The sequence below is a fragment of the Vibrio sp. 070316B genome, from assembly GCF_013114115.1.
GTDB lineage: Bacteria > Pseudomonadota > Gammaproteobacteria > Enterobacterales > Vibrionaceae > Vibrio > Vibrio chagasii_B.
Window position 1 is genome coordinate 141,705 of sequence record NZ_VTYC01000004.1, and the last position, 17,503, is coordinate 159,207.

16 protein-coding genes are annotated in these 17,503 nt (G+C 43.7%); 9 read left to right on the top strand and 7 right to left on the bottom strand.

Going from position 1 to position 17,503, the window contains the following annotated elements; translation table 11 throughout:
- Positions 1-25: 25 nt before the first annotated feature.
- The 3 genes from hutX to F0251_RS05655 all read left to right on the top strand — a co-directional run bounded on the left by hutX (position 26) and on the right by F0251_RS05655 (position 1,934).
- Entirely contained in the window at positions 26-547 is a 522-nt protein-coding gene (gene hutX, locus F0251_RS05645; protein WP_061032216.1) for a heme utilization cystosolic carrier protein HutX, read from the top strand.
- Positions 548-682: 135 nt separating this feature from the next.
- Positions 683-1,213, top strand: a complete 531-nt coding sequence (hutZ, locus tag F0251_RS05650; protein ID WP_102295703.1) for a heme utilization protein HutZ — start codon at positions 683-685, stop codon at positions 1,211-1,213.
- A gap of 160 nt (positions 1,214-1,373) precedes the next feature.
- Positions 1,374-1,934 (top strand): ATP:cob(I)alamin adenosyltransferase, encoded by a 561-nt coding sequence (locus F0251_RS05655; RefSeq protein WP_171730539.1) that lies wholly within the window; start codon positions 1,374-1,376, stop codon positions 1,932-1,934.
- Positions 1,935-2,026: 92 nt separating this feature from the next.
- Here the strand turns inward: F0251_RS05655 and F0251_RS05660 are convergent, their stop codons facing one another.
- Complete coding sequence (locus tag F0251_RS05660) at positions 2,027-2,941, bottom strand: chemotaxis protein (protein WP_017630084.1); 915 nt, start codon at positions 2,939-2,941, stop codon at positions 2,027-2,029.
- Between the two features lie 163 nt (positions 2,942-3,104).
- Between F0251_RS05660 and ppiC the strand changes: the two genes are divergently transcribed.
- Complete coding sequence (ppiC, locus tag F0251_RS05665) at positions 3,105-3,434, top strand: peptidylprolyl isomerase PpiC (protein ID WP_081090320.1); 330 nt, start codon at positions 3,105-3,107, stop codon at positions 3,432-3,434.
- 273 nt (positions 3,435-3,707) lie between these two features.
- Positions 3,708-5,093: an alpha-amylase family glycosyl hydrolase gene (locus F0251_RS05670; RefSeq protein ID WP_061032219.1), complete on the top strand. Its 1,386-nt coding sequence runs from the start codon at positions 3,708-3,710 to the stop codon at positions 5,091-5,093.
- A gap of 130 nt (positions 5,094-5,223) precedes the next feature.
- On the opposite strand, the gene F0251_RS05675 is transcribed toward F0251_RS05670, so the two are convergent.
- From F0251_RS05675 to F0251_RS05690, 4 genes are all read right to left on the bottom strand, one after another.
- Entirely contained in the window at positions 5,224-7,095 is a 1,872-nt protein-coding gene (locus F0251_RS05675; protein WP_061032220.1) for a methyl-accepting chemotaxis protein, read from the bottom strand.
- A 435-nt stretch (positions 7,096-7,530) separates the two neighbouring features.
- The gene (locus F0251_RS05680; protein ID WP_105058409.1) at positions 7,531-8,901 is read right to left on the bottom strand and encodes a YjiH family protein; all 1,371 of its coding nucleotides are present in this window, start codon (positions 8,899-8,901) and stop codon (positions 7,531-7,533) included.
- A gap of 228 nt (positions 8,902-9,129) precedes the next feature.
- On the bottom strand, positions 9,130-9,804 hold the full coding sequence (locus F0251_RS05685) for a YoaK family protein (protein WP_061032221.1): 675 nt from the start codon (positions 9,802-9,804) through the stop codon (positions 9,130-9,132).
- 152 nt (positions 9,805-9,956) lie between these two features.
- The gene (locus tag F0251_RS05690; RefSeq protein ID WP_171730540.1) at positions 9,957-10,439 is read right to left on the bottom strand and encodes a GFA family protein; all 483 of its coding nucleotides are present in this window, start codon (positions 10,437-10,439) and stop codon (positions 9,957-9,959) included.
- 32 nt (positions 10,440-10,471) lie between these two features.
- On the opposite strand from F0251_RS05690, the gene F0251_RS05695 reads away from it, so the two are divergent.
- From F0251_RS05695 to F0251_RS05705, 3 genes are all read left to right on the top strand, one after another.
- Positions 10,472-11,125 carry a hypothetical protein gene (locus tag F0251_RS05695; protein WP_061032222.1) on the top strand — a complete coding sequence of 218 codons (654 nt, stop codon included), beginning with the start codon at positions 10,472-10,474 and terminating at the stop codon, positions 11,123-11,125.
- 123 nt (positions 11,126-11,248) lie between these two features.
- On the top strand, positions 11,249-11,548 hold the full coding sequence (locus tag F0251_RS05700; RefSeq protein WP_004737771.1) for an isoamylase early set domain-containing protein: 300 nt from the start codon (positions 11,249-11,251) through the stop codon (positions 11,546-11,548).
- 342 nt (positions 11,549-11,890) lie between these two features.
- Entirely contained in the window at positions 11,891-13,183 is a 1,293-nt protein-coding gene (locus F0251_RS05705) for a peptidoglycan DD-metalloendopeptidase family protein (protein ID WP_061032223.1), read from the top strand.
- A gap of 146 nt (positions 13,184-13,329) precedes the next feature.
- Here F0251_RS05705 and F0251_RS05710 read toward each other — a convergent pair whose 3' ends face one another.
- Both F0251_RS05710 and F0251_RS05715 read right to left on the bottom strand, forming a co-directional pair.
- On the bottom strand, positions 13,330-15,174 hold the full coding sequence (locus F0251_RS05710) for a bifunctional diguanylate cyclase/phosphodiesterase (protein WP_061032224.1): 1,845 nt from the start codon (positions 15,172-15,174) through the stop codon (positions 13,330-13,332).
- Positions 15,175-15,279: 105 nt separating this feature from the next.
- The gene (locus F0251_RS05715; protein WP_004737774.1) at positions 15,280-16,176 is read right to left on the bottom strand and encodes a LysR family transcriptional regulator; all 897 of its coding nucleotides are present in this window, start codon (positions 16,174-16,176) and stop codon (positions 15,280-15,282) included.
- Positions 16,177-16,283: 107 nt separating this feature from the next.
- Here F0251_RS05715 and F0251_RS05720 point away from each other — a divergent pair, with 107 nt between their 5' ends.
- Positions 16,284-17,489: a multidrug effflux MFS transporter gene (locus F0251_RS05720; protein ID WP_061032225.1), complete on the top strand. Its 1,206-nt coding sequence runs from the start codon at positions 16,284-16,286 to the stop codon at positions 17,487-17,489.
- The last annotated feature ends 14 nt before the right edge of the window (positions 17,490-17,503 follow it).

Here is a 17,503-nt window from a genome sequence, read left to right on the forward strand (position 1 = left end):
ACTTGTTTATACGGAAATATATCCAATGACAGATACAACATTAGAAGTAACCGAAACTCTAGAGCAACGTGTCGCGCACATCCTAGAGGAAGAACCAAAACTGCTGCCAACTGCAATTGCAGAGAAGCTTGGCGTTTCAGAGGTTGAGGTAGTCGCTGCTTTTCCAAACGACATGGCAGTGATGCTAGATGGCAGCCGTGCTCAAGAAATCTTGGAAGGCTTAGTGGGTTGGGGACCAGTGACCACGATCGTACACTCATTTGGCTCAATCTTCGAAGTAAAAGCGCCGTTCCCGAAAGGCAAAGTAGCGCGTGGTTACTACAACCTTATGGGCAAAGAGGGCGAGCTTCACGGTCACCTTAAGTTAGACAATATCAAACATATCGGTTTGGTGAGCAAAGCGTTCATGGGTCGTGAAAGCCATTACTTTGGTTTCTTCAGTGAAACGGGTGAGAATATTTTCAAGATTTACCTAGGCCGCAATGAAAAGCGTGAGCTTATTGCTGACCAAGTAGAACGCTTCAAAGCACTAAAAGAACAAGCTTAAGAAAAATCAGCAGCAGTTAATAACACATTCATGCTCGAGGACCACATAGATTAATGGTCATTGTAAATCGCCACTAGGGTCGCTCAACCTCGGGCAAACATAATAAATCTGAGAAAGCGAAGTAAGGAATTACCCATGGAACAGCAAGTAAAACAAGAACGTCTACAAGGTCGCCTAGGTCCAGAAATTAAAGAGTTTCGCCAAGAGCGCCGTACCCTCCAACTGGCAACGGTTGATGAAGAGGGCCGCCCGAACGTGAGTTACGCACCCTTCGTTCAAAACCAAGAAGGTTACTTTGTTCTAATTTCTGATATTGCTCGTCACGCTCGTAACTTGAAAGAGAACCCACAAGTTTCTTTGATGATGATTGAAGATGAAGAGAGCTCAAAGCAGCTTTACGCTCGTAAGCGTTTAACGTTTGATGCACAAGCAAGTGTTGTCGAGCGTGAAACCGAGCTTTGGACTCAAGTGATTGGCCAGATGCAAGAGCGTTTCGGCGAGATCATTGATGGTTTGAGCCAGCTTCAAGATTTCTCTCTGTTCAATCTTAAAGCAGAGAACGGCTTGTTCGTTAAAGGCTTTGGTCAGGCATACCAAGTATCGGGTGACGATCTAGTAGATTTCGTTCACTTGCAAGAAGGCCACAAAAAAGTATCTAACGAGTAACCTCATGTAACTGGTTATTTAAGAAGCCCTCCAATGTGAGGGCTTTTTTACGTCTAAAAATCGTTGTAAACACACTACCGTTGATGTGAGAAAAAGCAGACTAAATCAAAGAGTTTGGTATATTGGCGTCTGATTAATATTTATGTGTAAGGATCGCTACGTGAAACCAGTAAGTCGAGATTGGGACGAGTTTTGTTACCCGTTTATTTATGAAGACAGTCCTATCTGTGATTTTGAGATTCTATCGGATGAGCTTTGCTGCCGAGTTGGATTGGTTCTTTCATTGGAATTAGAACCACAAGTTCGCGAGATCCTGCAACGCCTACAGCCGAACATCTATCATTTAAATGGATCAGTGCGTGGGAAATTAGCGATTACTGAATCCGAACTGGTCGAGCTTAAGCAAGATTACCACCATATCCGTGAGCAGCTAGAAGGTGGCTTCAAAGGGTTTGTATTACCTGGTGGAAATCGAGTATCGAGCGAGCTTCATTTGTGTCGTTGCCAGGCTAAGAAAGTGGTGCGAGCTTTGGTGAGCATTGAGCACCATGAAAGCAAAAAGTCACCGGATCCGATTCTTTTTAAATACGCTAACTTAGTCGCGAACACACTGTATGCATTGGCGTCTTTCACTAATCATGTCAATGAAGTAGAGGAAGTGGAATTCGTGAGTAAGAGCTATTCTATGCCCAAAAGCTCTACGCCGAAAAAGAGTGGCTAGCGATTAGCTCTATACTTATTGATATTTGAAGAAATAAGAGACTTAGAAGCTAAACCATTGAGCATGATGCTGGTTTAGCTTTGTGAAGAGCCCTAAGCAGCCGTAGAGGCGTCGTTTAAGACTTTTGCTCCGCGTAGCATTGCTTCGATTAACTCACCCGCATTGAACTTCTCAAGCGCTTCGTGAGCACCTACCTGATTCGCACGATCAACACAGATCTCACTCGATAGCGAGGTGTGCAAAATACAGTAAGCATGGCTCAATGCACTGTCGTTTTGTACTTCAAATGCAAGTTCGTACCCATCCAATCCCGGCATTTCAATGTCACTGACAAGAAGGTCAATCGCTTTACCCACGCTAGCTTGGCGTCGCATTAGGTCAATCGCATCCAAACCGTTATTACAGATGCTATAAGGAATGTTGATGCTGTCGAGAGCGTCAGATAGCTGCTTACGCGCAATCAAAGAGTCATCCACCAATAAGATGTTTAGTGCCTTGAGGCGCTCCCTTTCTACATCGGTCAGCATTGGAATATGCGCGTTCTCGTAATCTGGGTAGATCTTAGAGAGCAGTAGTTCGACATCGAGCATTTGCACGATACGATCTTCAAAACGAGTAATGCCCGTCACAAATACATTACGACCGACACTCGCAGGTGGTGATTCAATACTCTTCCAATCACATTCAATTATTTTATCGATTGAGCGAACTAAGAATGCTACGACCGTTCTTAAGCAGTCGGTCACGATGAGTACACAATCATTGTATTCAGCGGGAGTGATTGGGCGAAAGCCAATCGCTGCAGACATATCAATCACTGGAACCGTAAGGTCGCGAATGGTCACGGTGCCAATCACATGGTGGTGAGAGTAGGGAATTTGGGTCATCGGTTGAAAAGGCACGATTTCCCTGACTTTAAGCGTGCCAATCGCAAAACTTTGAGTGAGGGACAATTTGAACATCAACATTCCCTGTGACTGACTCGCTTTACTGATCGGTTTGGCCATAATTGGCTCCTATTTACTACACCCTTAATTTATAAAGAATAATTTAAAGGGAAATAGCAGTCGCGGCAAGTAACTCTACTGTTTTTAGGGGCTTTAAGGCGGTTGTTTTCGGTTATAGAGTGAAGAATGGTGTTTCTTGGGTTAAAATCACGCTAAATACTCGCTGTCGACGAATGCAAGTCGGCAAGCAGACAGCAACAAACTGAGAGTTATCATGGCAAGAACAGCAGCAGCGCTTCATATTTTGGTGAAGCACAAAGAACAAGCAGAAGACATCATCAAGCAGCTAAAAAAGGGCGCTAAATTTCAAACATTAGCGAAGAAGCACTCAACGTGCCCATCGGGCAAAAAGGGCGGCGATTTAGGCGAGTTCCAAAAAGGTCAAATGGTGCCTCAGTTTGATAAGGTTTGTTTTTCTGGCGAGACGCTGGTCCCACATCTTGTTAAAACGAAATTCGGCTGGCACGTGGTTAAGGTTCTTTATAGAACCTAGTGTAAGATATGTGTTAGATGGAATAGAAAGGAGCGTATATACGCTCCTTTTTTGTAACTTATCAGTGAATAATGGCTGAGTATTCATCCCAGACGTTATGCGATAATTGTTGCTACGCCCTCAACTATCCGCCGTGACTAATCGGCAGGAGGATGAGGGTTTTTAATGAGTAACTCATATAATAAACACCATTCTTGAGGAAATTTAAGCAGCTTTGCCTTTTAGCCTTTGCCTTATCTAGAAAGTTGTAAACGAGTTTGGTAGGAGAACAACATGGAGAGTTCAGCTATGTTAAGCAACCCAGCGACAGATGTTATTTTGCATGCCTTTGACTGGTGCTACGCTGACGTAATGAAGAACGCCCCACTGATCCAAGAGTTGGGTTATAAATCAGTTTTAGTTTCACCAGCGATGAAGTCGTTGCGCGGCCCTAAGGGCGCCGATAGAGCGTCTGGCACTCAATGGTGGCAACGTTATCAGCCACAAGATTATCGTGTGATTGATAATCAGTTGGGTGACACACAAGATTTTAAAGCGATGGTAGACACGTTAAAGCAACATGGGCTGCGTACCTATGTGGACGTGGTGTTCAACCACATGGCAAACGAGTCTGACATCCGCAGTGATCTGACCTATCCAAATGAACAAGATATGGCGTCTTACCAAAAAGACCCAGAATACTATGAATCTATCCGTTTGTTTGGTGATCTTTCTGAGTCGTTATTTAATGAAAATGACTTCGTAGAAGCGTTTGGAATCAAAAACTGGAAAGACACATGGGAAGTGCAGAATGGACGTATTACTGGCGGAGCCAGCGATCCGGGCTTACCAACCCTGTTAGACAACGACAATGTGGTTGAACAGCAGCGAGCTTACCTAAAAGCTATGAAAGCGATTGGTGTGAAAGGTTTCCGCATTGATGCTGCAAAGCACATGACACTGTCACACTTGCGCAAAGTGTGGACGGATGATATCTGCGAAGAAATGCACATCTTTGGTGAGATCATCACCGATGGTGGCGCGACAGAGGAAGAGTACCAACTGTTTCTTGAGCCCTACCTAAAGCACACTCGTTTAGGAGCTTACGATTTCCCACTGTTCAATACTATCTTCAAAGCCTTTGAAGAGCAGGGCAGTTTTAAATCTTTGATTAACCCGTACTGTTTTGGGCAAGCTTTGTCGAACATGAGAGCGATAACCTTTGCAGTAACCCATGACATTCCAAACAACGAGGTGTTTTTGGAGCATGTAATGGATGAAGTGGACGAGCGTTTGGCTCATGCCTTCATTCTTGGTCGAGATGGCGGTGTACCACTGGTTTACAGTGAATTAAGCACAAGTGGTATCCTGGATCAGAATGGTCAGCCTCGTTGGCTCAATGATTGGCAAGCGCCTTACATGAAAAGCATGATTCAATTCCACAATCATGTTCATGGTGAAGCGATGCGTGTGGTTGAAGCAAATGATGACTTAATGGTGTTTGTTCGTGGAGACAAAGGCATTGTTGTGATCAACAAGTCGAAGCGCAGCAAAACGGCTTCGCTGACTTGGACTGGGCCTGTAACGGATTTATTGTCCGGTGATGTGATTGAGTGTGTTGATAACACCGTTACGATCAAGGTTGAACCTAATCAATGCATGATGTTGATAACCAACTAATCTGAGCCTCATAAAGATCAATAGATCAGCCAGAAGATGAAAAGACCAAAAGAAAGGCCCGCATACTCGAGTGAGTAGCGGGCCTTTTTAATTTGAAGCTAAGAAACTAGTTCCTAGCAGTCAAAAGTAACTACACCGTAAACTTATTCAATAGCTCGTCTTGCTGGCGAACATTGTCGGTTTGTACTTGCATCGCGGTATTCGCTTCTTGAGCAGCAGTCGACACTTGTGTTGAAAGGTCTTTGATCTTAACTGTGTTGTTGTTGATCTCTTCCGCTACTAAGCTCTGCTCTTCTGCTGCTGAAGCAATTTGAATGTTCATATCAGAGATACGCTGAATCGCGTCACGGATACGGTCCAGTGAAGAGTTTGCTTGCTGAGCACGTTCAACGGCATCAGTGGCAGTATCTTTACTTTGATTCATCGCGTTAGATACTGAGCTAGCACCGGCTTGTAGCTGTTCAATCATGTTGCGGATTTCAGTTGTCGACTCTTGAGTACGCTGCGCTAGAGTTCGAACTTCATCGGCTACGACTGCGAAACCACGACCAGACTCACCCGCACGTGCTGCTTCAATTGCCGCGTTCAGTGCCAGTAGATTGGTTTGGTCAGCAATATCGTTGATAACTTTAAGAATTGTCTCGATGTTAGCTGTTGCTGATTCTAGAACTTGTACTTCAGCGACTGCTTGGTCGATACGCTCAGATAGGTTATCAATCGCTTGAGTAGTTTCACTTACTACAGAAGTACCGTCTAGTGTTGCGTCGTCGGCTTCACGAGCTGCTGCCGCTGCGCCTTGAGCATTGTTGGCTACTTCTGTTGCCGTTACTGCCATTTCGTTCATTGCGGTCGCTAGCTGTTCTAGCTCTTGCAGTTGCGTGTTCATCGCGCTTGCTGATTCTCCAGCACCTTTTACTGTGATTTCAGTACCACGTTTAATCTCCACACCAATCGCTTTCGATTGAATGATTTGATTTTGTAGGTTTTCAGTAAAGGTATTGAAGCCTTTCGCTAGGTCAGAGAACTCTTTATCTGTATTGGTATCTAGACGCTTAGTTAGGTCACCTTGGCCACTAGCCACGTCTTGAATCGCTTGGTTAAGAGCATCGAGTGGACGCATTAGCACACGAATCAGAACCGTGAGTGCAACGATACTAAGAATCACAGCGATCAAAGAATAGATCATTGAGCTGTTTTTCAAGTCTTCGACCGTTTGGTAAGCGATCTCTTCATCAAGGATGGCACCAATGTACCAATCTTCACTTGGGATATGAGTGAAGTTAACTAGGAACATCTTACCGTCGACTTCGATCTCTTGAGAGCCTTCGCGAATGGTTGCTTGTGGCATGTAGCTTGAAAGCTTTTCGCCGTTATTCTCAGCGTTTGGATGGGCAATCGTTGTGCCATCAGCAGTCACAAGGAATAGGTAACCGGCATCGAATAAGTTTACTTGGTTAACCAAGGTTGCCAGGTTTGTAAGCTCCAAATCGTAGAACATACCTGCTGTGAAGCGTCCGTTATCTTTAACTGGTGTACCAACCGAAATAATTACTTTTTTGCTTGATGCGTCCACATAAGGAGCGGTAACAACTAAACTGTTTTGGGATTTAGCATCAATATACCAAGGGCGAATTCGAGGGTCGTAATCCGGACCTGCTTCCCAACCGTCATCATTCTCGATAACGAAACCGTTTGCTTCATAACCAAAACCAACCGCTAGAAAGCTGTTTTTCAGTTTTGGTTTTTCTAGAATAGTTTTAACGTAGGTGCGGTCTTGAGGGTTTATCTCGATGACTTCAGTCGTCGATTGCGCCAATGCTTTTTTGGCGTTCATTTCTGATACTACGGTGTTTTTTACACCAGATACCATTTCTTCTAGGCTCGCATTAACGTTGTTTTGTACAGCACTTCTCACAGTGTAAAGTTGTTGTATTGAAAGCAATGATACTGTCACTAGCAGCAAGGCTGATGATGCAGCAACCACCTTATGGCTAAATTTCATTGAATTTTCCCCTTCTCACAGGCTTTGCGAAGACTAAAGTTAATTGTGTTTTTGTATTTATATGTATCGACAGGATGGAAATTTACTTGAATGTAAATTCACAAAATAGACTACAAAAATACAACAATCTAAACAATACAAAATTCACTAAATCACATATTTGTTACTTTTAGTAATTGCTTCAATGAGTTGAAGAATAAGCAAACTGGGTGTTTAAGATGAAATTAAAAATGTATTAATTTTGCACTTATGCGTTTGGTTTTCTATATACGGTAGGCATTTTAGATAAAAGATATGAACTTAAATGATATGCCATTTTTAAACATAAATGGGTTTGAATTTATAATTTGCCCATATTTTGGACAATAAAAAGCCCCACAAAAGTGAGGCTTTATAATTCGGGTTGCTTACTTTATTATATAAGTAGTATCTAATTTAGAATATTAAATGAGCAACGCCTGCAATAACTGGAAGTGTAATTAATGTACGCAGAATAAAGATAATAAACAGTTCTGCGATATTGACAGGAATCTTACTACCTAGAAGTAGAGCACCAACTTCAGACATGTAAATCAACTGAGTTACCGACATTGCTGCAATTACAAAGCGAGTCATTTCGTTATCGATAGACGCTGCAAGGATCGCTGGGATGAACATGTCTGCAAAACCAACCACGATGGTTTCTGATGCTGCAACCGCTTCAGGAACGCCTAATAGCTCAAGGAACGGAATGAAAGGTTGACCTAAGAATGAGAATACAGAAGTGTACTCTGCAATGACCAACGCCATTGTACCAAGACCCATAACCACAGGTAGTACACCAAATACCATGTCCACTGCGTTACGAACGCCTTCGCTAAATACAGACTTAACTGATTTAACTTGTGATGCTTTGTTTACTGCTAGCTCAAGGCCCCAAGAGAACGTTGAGTGACCTACAGGGATTGCATCTGCATCTTTCTCTGGCTTGCTGCCATCGATGAAAGTGTCTTTCTTCATGCTCAAAGGTGGTAGGCGAGGGATGATTACCGCCGCAACGATACCCGCTAGACAGATTGCTGCATAGAAAGGTAAGAACAGGTGCTCTAGCTCTACTTGAGCAATAACCACAAGACTGAACGTGATAGATACCGCTGAGAAAGTCGTACCTACAACCGCAGCTTCACGCTGTGTGTAGAACTTCTTCTCGTACTGTTTGCTTGTCAGCAGGATACCAACGCTGCCATCACCTAACCAAGAAGCCATACAGTCGATAGCACTACGACCTGGCAGGTTGAAGATAGGGCGCATGACTTTACTTAGTAGTGTGCCGAACAGTTCTAATAAACCAAAGTTAAGTAGAAGAGGCAGTAACAGGCCAGCAAAAATGAACACTGAAAATAGTGTAGGCAGCAGGCCTTCTAGCACTAAGCCGCCGGTGTTCTCTTCCCAAATAAACTCAGGACCTACTTGGAAGAACGCCATGAACGCTGCTGCACCGCCAATCAAACGAACCAACAACCACAGGGGAGAAGGGTTGAAAAGACCGTTTAAGAATGAATTCGATGTGATGAATGTAGGCTTGAAAATGGTGCTTAAAACGGAAGCTACAGACATGAAAGCGACGATTGCAGTGATAATTGAGACTAGGTATTCACCGAAAACTGCTTGAATTGACTTGGCTAGGATAGCAACAGGGATAGTGAGATCGCCTTGGTAGCTAATTGGAGCCATGAAAAGGAATAAACCAATCAATGATGGGATTAGGAAAACCCAGAAACTGCCTTTAGATTTCTCTGTTTGAGCAGTATTCGTGTTGTTAGACATGTTATTGTTCTCGAATTTCTACACGTAAAAAAGCCACTTCCTTGGCATTTTTATTCACTAAACGTCCGTGTTTTCTTAATGGATGCAAGATTACCCAGTATTAATATTGCTTGCAATACTATTCATCAAATATCGCTAAATATTCATGCTGGTTATTCTGCTAACCATTAAGAGTTTAGAATAAAGTGTTGCGGATGTTACGTAATTTGAGGATATATTGCCAGTTTTTTATAAATTCACTGATGTATCAGTTCGATAGGACAGGTAGAGCCAGTAGCTAAACGCAATAAAAAAGGCAAAAGAGGCAGGGAAAGCCAGAGCGAGAATTTCAAAGCGCTGGAATAAGCAAGCACCCGTTAAGCCGCCAAATAGAAAACCCATGACGATGAACATCAGCAGTTTGGCTTTACGGCGGTCAAAGGGCATACCTTTGAGGCGCGCGCCAATCATGATACCAAGATCCGTGATGATCCCACTCATGTGTGTGGTACGGATAATGGCGCCACTGTAGGTAGTGATCATTGCGTTCTGCAGGCCACATGCCGCGGAAGCAAAGTACTGACCGGATGTGTAGCCTTGTAGCAGTGCCCATAATGCTAAAAATAGTAGGCCACCCTCAATGCACAGAGCAACGCCGTATCGACGACCTAATTTTAGAGCCTGGTTTTCAATGAAAAAACCACTGAAAGCAGCGCCTAGCATAAAGCTCATGATGACGAGTAATAGATGTACTGAAGCAGAGGTTGGAGTGAGCAAGCTACTCCCCAATAAAGAGACCGTACCTGAAATGTGCGAAATAGCTTGGTGTTGAAAGCCAAGTAGTCCGATAGCATTCACGCTGCCAGCAAGGGCTGCTAGTAGGAGAGCCCCGTATTCAACCCAACGTGGTAGCTTAGAAATCATGTTGTTCACCTTGGGTTGAAAAAGAGGGGCAAATTATAACGCTAGCGAAAAGATACGCTAGCGCTGTGGGGCTTGGATATTTGATCTTAGGCAACACTATTGCAGTTAGTTTCTTTGCAAATGTAATCGCAATATTGGGCAGATGAAAGCTACTAATTATAGTGGCTCATTTGATGGTCAAATTTGACCCAACCGTGTTTACGTTCTTCGTAGACAGAAAAGCTCGGTAACGGAAAGTCTTGTTCTTTAAACAATCCAAGCGGGATGATGTAAAAGTCAGCGGCAGCAACGGATTGGAGCAGCATAGTAGTGCCACATTTAGGGCAGAATTGATAAGTAACTTCATTGCCAGTATCGCTTATGCGTGAAAAAGAGGTTACCTCTCCACTCAAGGAAATTTGCTCTGTTAGAAATCGAGCTTGTACACCAAAAACACTGCCGGTTCGTTTTTGACACTCATAGCAGTGGCAGACAGAGGTTCGTTGAGGCTCTCCTCTACACACGAGATTGACCGCACCGCAGCGACATTCGCAACTTCTGATATTTTTATCTTTACTATGATTGATATCCATCCGTGCTCCAGTTCTGATTAGCCCTGTATTGATAATTATACTAAAGCCCTTTATGGTCTGCACAACAGGATGAAAACAAAAGAATAAAATTGCTCATGAAAAAGAAAATCTTACCAATTCCCCTGATCTTACTGATTCCAATTGTGATGTTGGTTGTCGTGGTGGTGGCGGGCGTATACCGCTTCAGTTTAACTGATGAAGAGATCTTGGCGAAGTTCCCTTCTTCTCAAGTGAGTTATGACACGGTTGTTGAAACCGTGTTTGATTTGAAGACGACCAACCCATGGACAATCAAAGTACCTGAAACGAACGCTTACGCCTTTATTAATGAAGTCAATGAAGCTAAGTCGTTGGCCTCTGGTCGCTACGACTCGGGCGTGGAGCGAGGTGTGGTGACGGTAGATACTCAAAAGTTGTTGGGTGTTGAATTGGGAGATACCAACATTTTCGTTGCGCCAATGTGGGTATCTAACCAAGGCAGCGGGGTCTTCTATTACTTAGGTTTATTTAAGCATGATCAACAGCGTAGCCGCGTGGTATTGGTTGACCAACTTTTCCTTGGTGATCGCGTACAAATTCAAACTTTAGAGGTTGCTCAGCCGGACGTCACTCAAGCAAAAGGTAAACAAAACGGGGAAGGTTTTATCGGTTTTACTCAGCATTCTGCGGAACAATCTTTTGTAGAAGCCCCATCTGAAAAGGTGTTAATGAGTTTTTCTTTTGATACGCAATCAATTGGTAAGCAATAACGTTTTCGTTAATGTGAGGATCTGTTGTTTATGTGAGCCAAATTACATATTATCTTAGGTAGATGAATGAAATTTAGACACTCATAGCTTTGTGTCTGCTTACTTTACAAATGGAGCTTGCGAATGATTAATAAACGTTTTTTTAAAACGAAAGATGAAGTGGAAGTGACTTTTGAGCTAGAGGCTCAAGAAGCGAATTCTGTATCCATCGTTGCTGATTTTCTTGATTGGAAAGCAACACCAATGAAAAAGTTGGCGAAGGGGAAGGTTTACAAATTCAAAACTCGCCTGCCTAAAGATGGCGAGTTTCAATTCCGCTACCTTGTTGACGACCAGCAATGGGTAAACGATGCTAATGCCGATCGTTACATCCCAAATGAGTTTGGTGAAGACAACTGTTTAGTGTCGACGGTGAGTGCTTAATCGCTCATTTTTGAAATTAGTATTTTTACCAAACGTTGGTTGGTAGAGTCGCCGAAGTGCACTAGGCTATTCGCTGGAACCATCAACGAATTCGCTCCGGTTATTAATTAATCGAAACGGAATAACGTAAATCAATATAAAGCAGAAGCTAGCCGTTTCTGCTTTTTTATTTTCAAATTTAGCGGTTAATTTTATTTTAAGATAAGCACGGTTTCAGTCACGGCAACTCAATGACTTAGCGATACTGAGCAAGATTCGCGTCATATTATGACAATGCATTGATGATTTATGCGTTTGAAAAGCATATCCTATGCCTTTATGTCGTAGAAAGACCTGTTTACCGTGTATTCAAAAATATTTTCCTCTCCGTTTGCTGAGCTTTCACCTGTAAAAAAAGTTGCGATTTTAGGACTGCCACTTATTGCAGCAATTGGTGTTGCTTTGCAATCGTCACAATCGAATCTAACCAAAACGATCGATTTAAATTTACCTGACTCAACTGTGATTGAGTCTATCTTGTCATCTTCTCCTGTTGTGGTTATTGAACCGCCAACGTTTGAGTATCAAATTCAAACTGGTGACAACTTAAGTAGCATTTTCACTCAGCTTGGTTTCTCTTACAAATCGATGATGAGTGTGATGGAAACCGACTTAAACTTCCTTGCACTCGACACGCTTCGCCCTGGTAATACGTTACGTTTTTGGCGTGATGAAGCGACTGGCGATCTTTCTAAAATGGAACTTCAATTCAGCGTTGCCGACAAGGTAGTTTATCGTCTGCTTGAAGATAGCTCTTATGAATTTGAAGACATCTCGATTCCTGGTGAGTGGAAGCAAAAACCTTTAGTGGGTGACATTCAAGGCAGCTTCTCTGTTTCGGCAAACAAACTTGGCTTGAATAGCCTTGAGATCGACCACATTGTTACGCTGCTAAAAGATAAGCTGAACTTTAGCCGCGACCTACGTGCTGGCGACAAGTTTGAAGTGCTGCAGAAAGCACAGTTTGTCGATGGTGTTGCCACTGGCAAGCGCGAAATTGAAGCGATTAAGATCATCAACAAGAACCGCGTTGTTTCTGCGTACTTACATACTGATGGGCAGTACTACGATGCAAGCGGTGATAGCTTGCAACGTGCTTTCCAGCGTTATCCGGTAAGCAGCAGCTGGCGTCAAAGCTCTCAATTCAACCCTAAGCGTTTGCACCCTGTGACAGGCCGAATTTCACCTCACAACGGTACTGACTTCGCAACGCCGATTGGTACGCCAGTTCAGGCAACCGGTGACGGCAAAGTGATCATGACGCGTAAACACCCTTATGCAGGTAACTACGTAGTGATTCAACACGGTAGTACGTATAAAACGCGTTACCTGCACTTAAGCAAGATTCTAGTTCGTAAAGGCCAAACAGTTTCTCGTGGCCAACGTATCGGGTTATCAGGGAAAACGGGTCGAGTTACTGGCGCACACCTTCATTACGAACTGATTGAACGTGGTCGTCCTGTCGATGCGATGAAAGCGAATATTCCAATGGCAGACTCTGTGCCGAAAAAGGAAAAATCAACGTTTATCGCGGCGAGAGACGAAGCGGATGCCTTGCTACAGCAAGAATTAGAAGCGCAATCAAACAAGAGTTAATGAATGACGTTTAGTCGTCATTAGTAAGTTTTTTAAGACCACACTATTGAAATAGCCGCGATATTGAGCCTAATTTTGAATTATAAGGCTATGTATCGCGGCTTTTTTGTTCTCAAGGCTAGGGGCTTTTTCTACGCTAGGTATGCTCAAGCGAGTGGCTCAGAATGTGTCACGTAGCTGACAATCGCTTCTGGTCTCATTGGTGGAGAGTAGAGATATCCTTGGATCTTGTCGCACCCCATTGCGTGCAACTTTTCTAACTGTTCCCGTTTCTCAACACCCTCAGCCACGAGTGACACATCCAGTCGATGCGCCAGTTGGACAATCAACCAAACGACGCTCTCCGAGGTGGAGTTAGTCAGCAAATTGCGAATAAAAGTAGCATCAATCTTAATGCAGTCGATCGGATAGCTGTGAATGTAGTTCAGACTGGAGTAGCCAGTACCGAAATCGTCCAAAGCGATAGTAAAACCTTGCTCTCTGAGGTAGTTAAGTGCGGCTTTTGTCTCTTGTGTCGGTGATAGCAATACGGTCTCGGTTAGCTCGATAACAAACTCGTTTGCTGCAAAGTGATGTTGCTCAATGGTTCGAGTAAGGTAAGAGATATAACGTTTAGAGTCGGTAAGCTCGTGGGCAGAGCAGTTTATCCCGAGCTTGATTTTATAGCCTAGCCCTTGCTCTAACGTTTTCTTTGCACGGCACACTAACTCGATGATGCGTTCACCCAATTCAACAATCAATCCAGACTCTTCTGCTACTTGAATAAACTCCACTGGAGAAATATCGCCATGCTGAGCGGTTTTCCAGCGTGTCAGCACCTCAAAGTATTCCCAACGTTTTTCCCCCTGGCCGACGATAGGCTGGGCAACCACGTACATGCCATTGCCATCTGGCGTTAGGTTATTGGAAATAGGGTTTTCAAGTTCACTTCGCAGTGCGGCAATGAGCTCCGCCTTTCTTTGGTAGCGAAACCTTAGATGGGTGTCATAACATTGAATATGGGTATCGGGGCTTTGTTTACACTCTTTTAAAGCTAAGCTGGTGTTGAAGATGATCTGCTCGACATCCTTGTTGTCTCCTTCTGAGCGGGCAATACCAATACTGACCTCAAAGTCGATCTTGATGTCGACGCTTGAGTAGCCGTGTTTGATTTTCGCTAGTATTTGCTCACAAATGGCGATTGGGTCTGAGTGGTAGGTGATGAAAGCAAACTCGTTGCCTGCGGTACGAAATGTAAGGTTGTTCTCAGGTAAGGTGCGGCGCAACGTCTCAGCAACGAACTGTAGCACTTTGTCACCAATATAGTTTCCGTGCTGGTCGTTGATAGCTTTAAAGCTGTTGATATCGAGTAAGGCAACAGAAAAGGGCGTCACGCTTTGCTGAGTGATTGACTCTAGCGTATCTGACAAGCAGCTACGGTTGAGTAAGCCTGTTAAGCTGTCGTGCGAGACTTCATAGCTAAGTTGATTCACCAGTTGCTCAGAACGGTCGTTGAACCACATCTCCCTTAATGTATGGATAATGATGTCAGCGAATAGCTGATGATGTTTGATGACCTCTTGTTGCTGAGTTGGACTAAGTGGTGACGTGAAAGTTGAAAATAGTACGCCCATCACTTCACCACTCTGAGTACGAGTCGGGATCGCGATAGAGTTTTGTGAAGTGATCTCCTGCCGAAAGGCCGATGTAGGTAGAGATTGAACAACATATTGAGCAAACGAACAGTCCGGGTGTTTTTGATTAACAGCCTGCTGGTAGATATGTCCGTGACGTGCATTTATCTTATCGTGTAAAACATGATCAGAGTGCGCGATGACGAGAGGAACGATTTGGTCTGGAAAGTACTTCTTCTCAATGATGCTGGTGTACTGCGTATCAAAGGTTTGGTGTAAGGTGAGCACAGCAGACTCAAGAAGGTCGACACCTTCCAACTTCAATAAGCGACCAATGCGCTCTGTGTTTATTATGCCGTTCTGTGTATGTTGAGTCATAGTCACCATCCATAGTTAACCAGAATCACCGCGTACAATTGTGATATGTGTCTTGTTTATTATTGTCCTCGATGCATATTTTTTCAAATTTATTTGTGATTAGATTCACAAAATCTGAGTGCTACGTTCTTTGTCTAGCCTATCTTTAAGGTGATCCAAAAACAGTTTGGTTCGTGTATGCGAGTAATCAAGCTTAGGGTAGTAAGCGTAAACCATCACCTCATCAGCGGTGATATTTGGCAATACTGGAACTAATGTCCCTTGTTTTAGATCTTCTTTGATCATGGCTTTGATGGTCAATAACACGCCCATGCCTCGCTTGGCCGCGTGAAATAGAGCCTCAGGGTTGGTTGTCGCAAAGTTTCCATTCAATGTAATTCTTTGCCCTTTCGTTAAGGTAACCTCACGAGTAGGGCGCTCACCCCAAATCAGCGAATTGTGTTGTTCCAAATCTTGTTCACAGCTTGGGTAGCCGTGTTTCGCCAAGTAACTCGGAGCGGCATAGAAACCGGCTTTGTGCTCGAACAAAGGTGTCTTTTTAAAGCTTAACGAGTTGAGTTGTTCAAGTTCGCGACTTATCACCAGATCTAAGCCAAGTTCAGGCAATTGTCCCGAGGTTGTGGTGATGAGCTGGACTTTAATATCCGGGTACTTTTCTAGGAAGTCGTCCATATGCTGGACCAAAAATTTAGAGCCAACTGCGATGGTCGCCCCAATTTTTAATAGGCCAGCAGGGGTTTGGTTAACTGAGCGAGTCTCATCAATGATCGACTGCCAGTTATCGAGCTGATCTTTGGCTCGTTGGTAAAAGAGTGCGCCTGCTTCGGTTTGGCTAATCGAGCGAGTCGTCCGTTTTAGCAGCTGAGTCCCGATACGCTCTTCAAGCCAGTTTACTCTTTTACTGATTGCTGAGCTGGTGGTATTGAGCTTGCGGGCAGCACCGTTAAAACTGCCTTCTTCCACCACTTTTACATAACTTTTTACGTTAAGTATCCAATCCATATTCTTTCCTGTTGGGACTTAATCAAATTCCAATTTGGTTCATTATCAATTGCTGGCTCTGAATGTAAACTCATCTTTGAACAAATAACAAACGTAAAGGAAATTTTTTGAGCCAATCGATCTTTAAAAAAACACCATTACTGTTGGCAATGATGATCATTGCTACTGGGCAAGTGGGTGTCAGTATTTACCTGCCATCACTGCCGCTGATTGCTGCTGACTTAAGTGTCACTCAAGTTGATGTACAGCTGCTCGTCACACTATTTTTAGTGGGCTTTGGTTTATCTCAACTATTTTACGGACCGATGTCTGATGCAGTTGGACGAAGACCTATCTTCTTGTTAGGTCAGGGTGTTTATTTGATTGGTACTGTTGTTTGTGTCGTCTTTTCTGACAACATGACAGCACTAGAAGTAGGCCGTTTGTTACAAGGCTTAGGGGCAGGTAGTGCCTCGGTGCTCGGGCGTAGCGTCCTCCGCGATAGTTATGATGGCGCTCAGCTTACTAAAGCGTTGTCTTATATTTCGATTACCGCTTCAATCATGCCGATCATAGCGCCTGTGTTCGGTGGCTGGATATCATTCCACCTTGGCTGGGAAGCGGTGTTCTTGTTTGTTTTACTCTATCTACTTGCGATATTCACTTTGGGCTATTTTGTTCTTCACGAGACGCTGCCCTACGGTAAGAGTCGCTTCCAAGTGAGCCAAGTCGTTAAGAACTACGGAAGTTTGATAACCAATCGACAAGTGTTAAGTAGCGCTAGTTACAACTGGATGAGTTACATGGCGAGTTTGGTATCGTTATCCTTGTTCCCATTCTTAATGCAGGAGCAATTAGGATTGACAGCTGCGGAATACGGCTCATTAATGATTGTGCCTTCGGCGGGCTTGCTGATTGGCAGTGTGGCATTGAATGTTCTGAATCGTCGCTTTAGTACGCCTCAATTAATGAGCTTTGCAATCTTGATCATTTTGGCGTCTGGGGCTTGGTTGCTGACACATGAATTAACCATCTTTAACTTAGTATGGGCGTTTACTTGGCTGACCATTGCACAGGGCATCTCATTCCCCCTTTCTATTAGTATGTTGTTGGAACCACATAAGAAACAAGCGGGTGCGGTATCTGCATTATCTGGGTCTATTCAAATGTGCTTAGCGGGTTTGTTAGGCGGGTACTTGGTTGAGAGTTGGGTAACGACTCATCTACAACTTGGTGTGTTTTACCTGGTGATCGGCGCGGGTATGGGCTCGGTGTTGTGGTCTTCAACACGAATGAAAAAGAAGCTTAGCGATACCGAAGTCGAATACAGTTAGTTTCCTGTGTTGAT

Coding starts and splice junctions, on each gene's coding strand:
- hutX (WP_061032216.1), top strand. CDS start 26: ATGACAGATACAACATTAGAAGTAACCGAAACTCTAGAGCAACGTGTC.
- hutZ (WP_102295703.1), top strand. CDS start 683: ATGGAACAGCAAGTAAAACAAGAACGTCTACAAGGTCGCCTAGGTCCA.
- F0251_RS05660 (WP_017630084.1), bottom strand. CDS start 2,941: ATGGCCAAACCGATCAGTAAAGCGAGTCAGTCACAGGGAATGTTGATG.
- F0251_RS05670 (WP_061032219.1), top strand. CDS start 3,708: ATGGAGAGTTCAGCTATGTTAAGCAACCCAGCGACAGATGTTATTTTG.
- F0251_RS05675 (WP_061032220.1), bottom strand. CDS start 7,095: ATGAAATTTAGCCATAAGGTGGTTGCTGCATCATCAGCCTTGCTGCTA.
- F0251_RS05680 (WP_105058409.1), bottom strand. CDS start 8,901: ATGTCTAACAACACGAATACTGCTCAAACAGAGAAATCTAAAGGCAGT.
- F0251_RS05685 (WP_061032221.1), bottom strand. CDS start 9,804: ATGATTTCTAAGCTACCACGTTGGGTTGAATACGGGGCTCTCCTACTA.
- F0251_RS05695 (WP_061032222.1), top strand. CDS start 10,472: ATGAAAAAGAAAATCTTACCAATTCCCCTGATCTTACTGATTCCAATT.
- F0251_RS05700 (WP_004737771.1), top strand. CDS start 11,249: ATGATTAATAAACGTTTTTTTAAAACGAAAGATGAAGTGGAAGTGACT.
- F0251_RS05710 (WP_061032224.1), bottom strand. CDS start 15,174: ATGACTCAACATACACAGAACGGCATAATAAACACAGAGCGCATTGGT.
- F0251_RS05715 (WP_004737774.1), bottom strand. CDS start 16,176: ATGGATTGGATACTTAACGTAAAAAGTTATGTAAAAGTGGTGGAAGAA.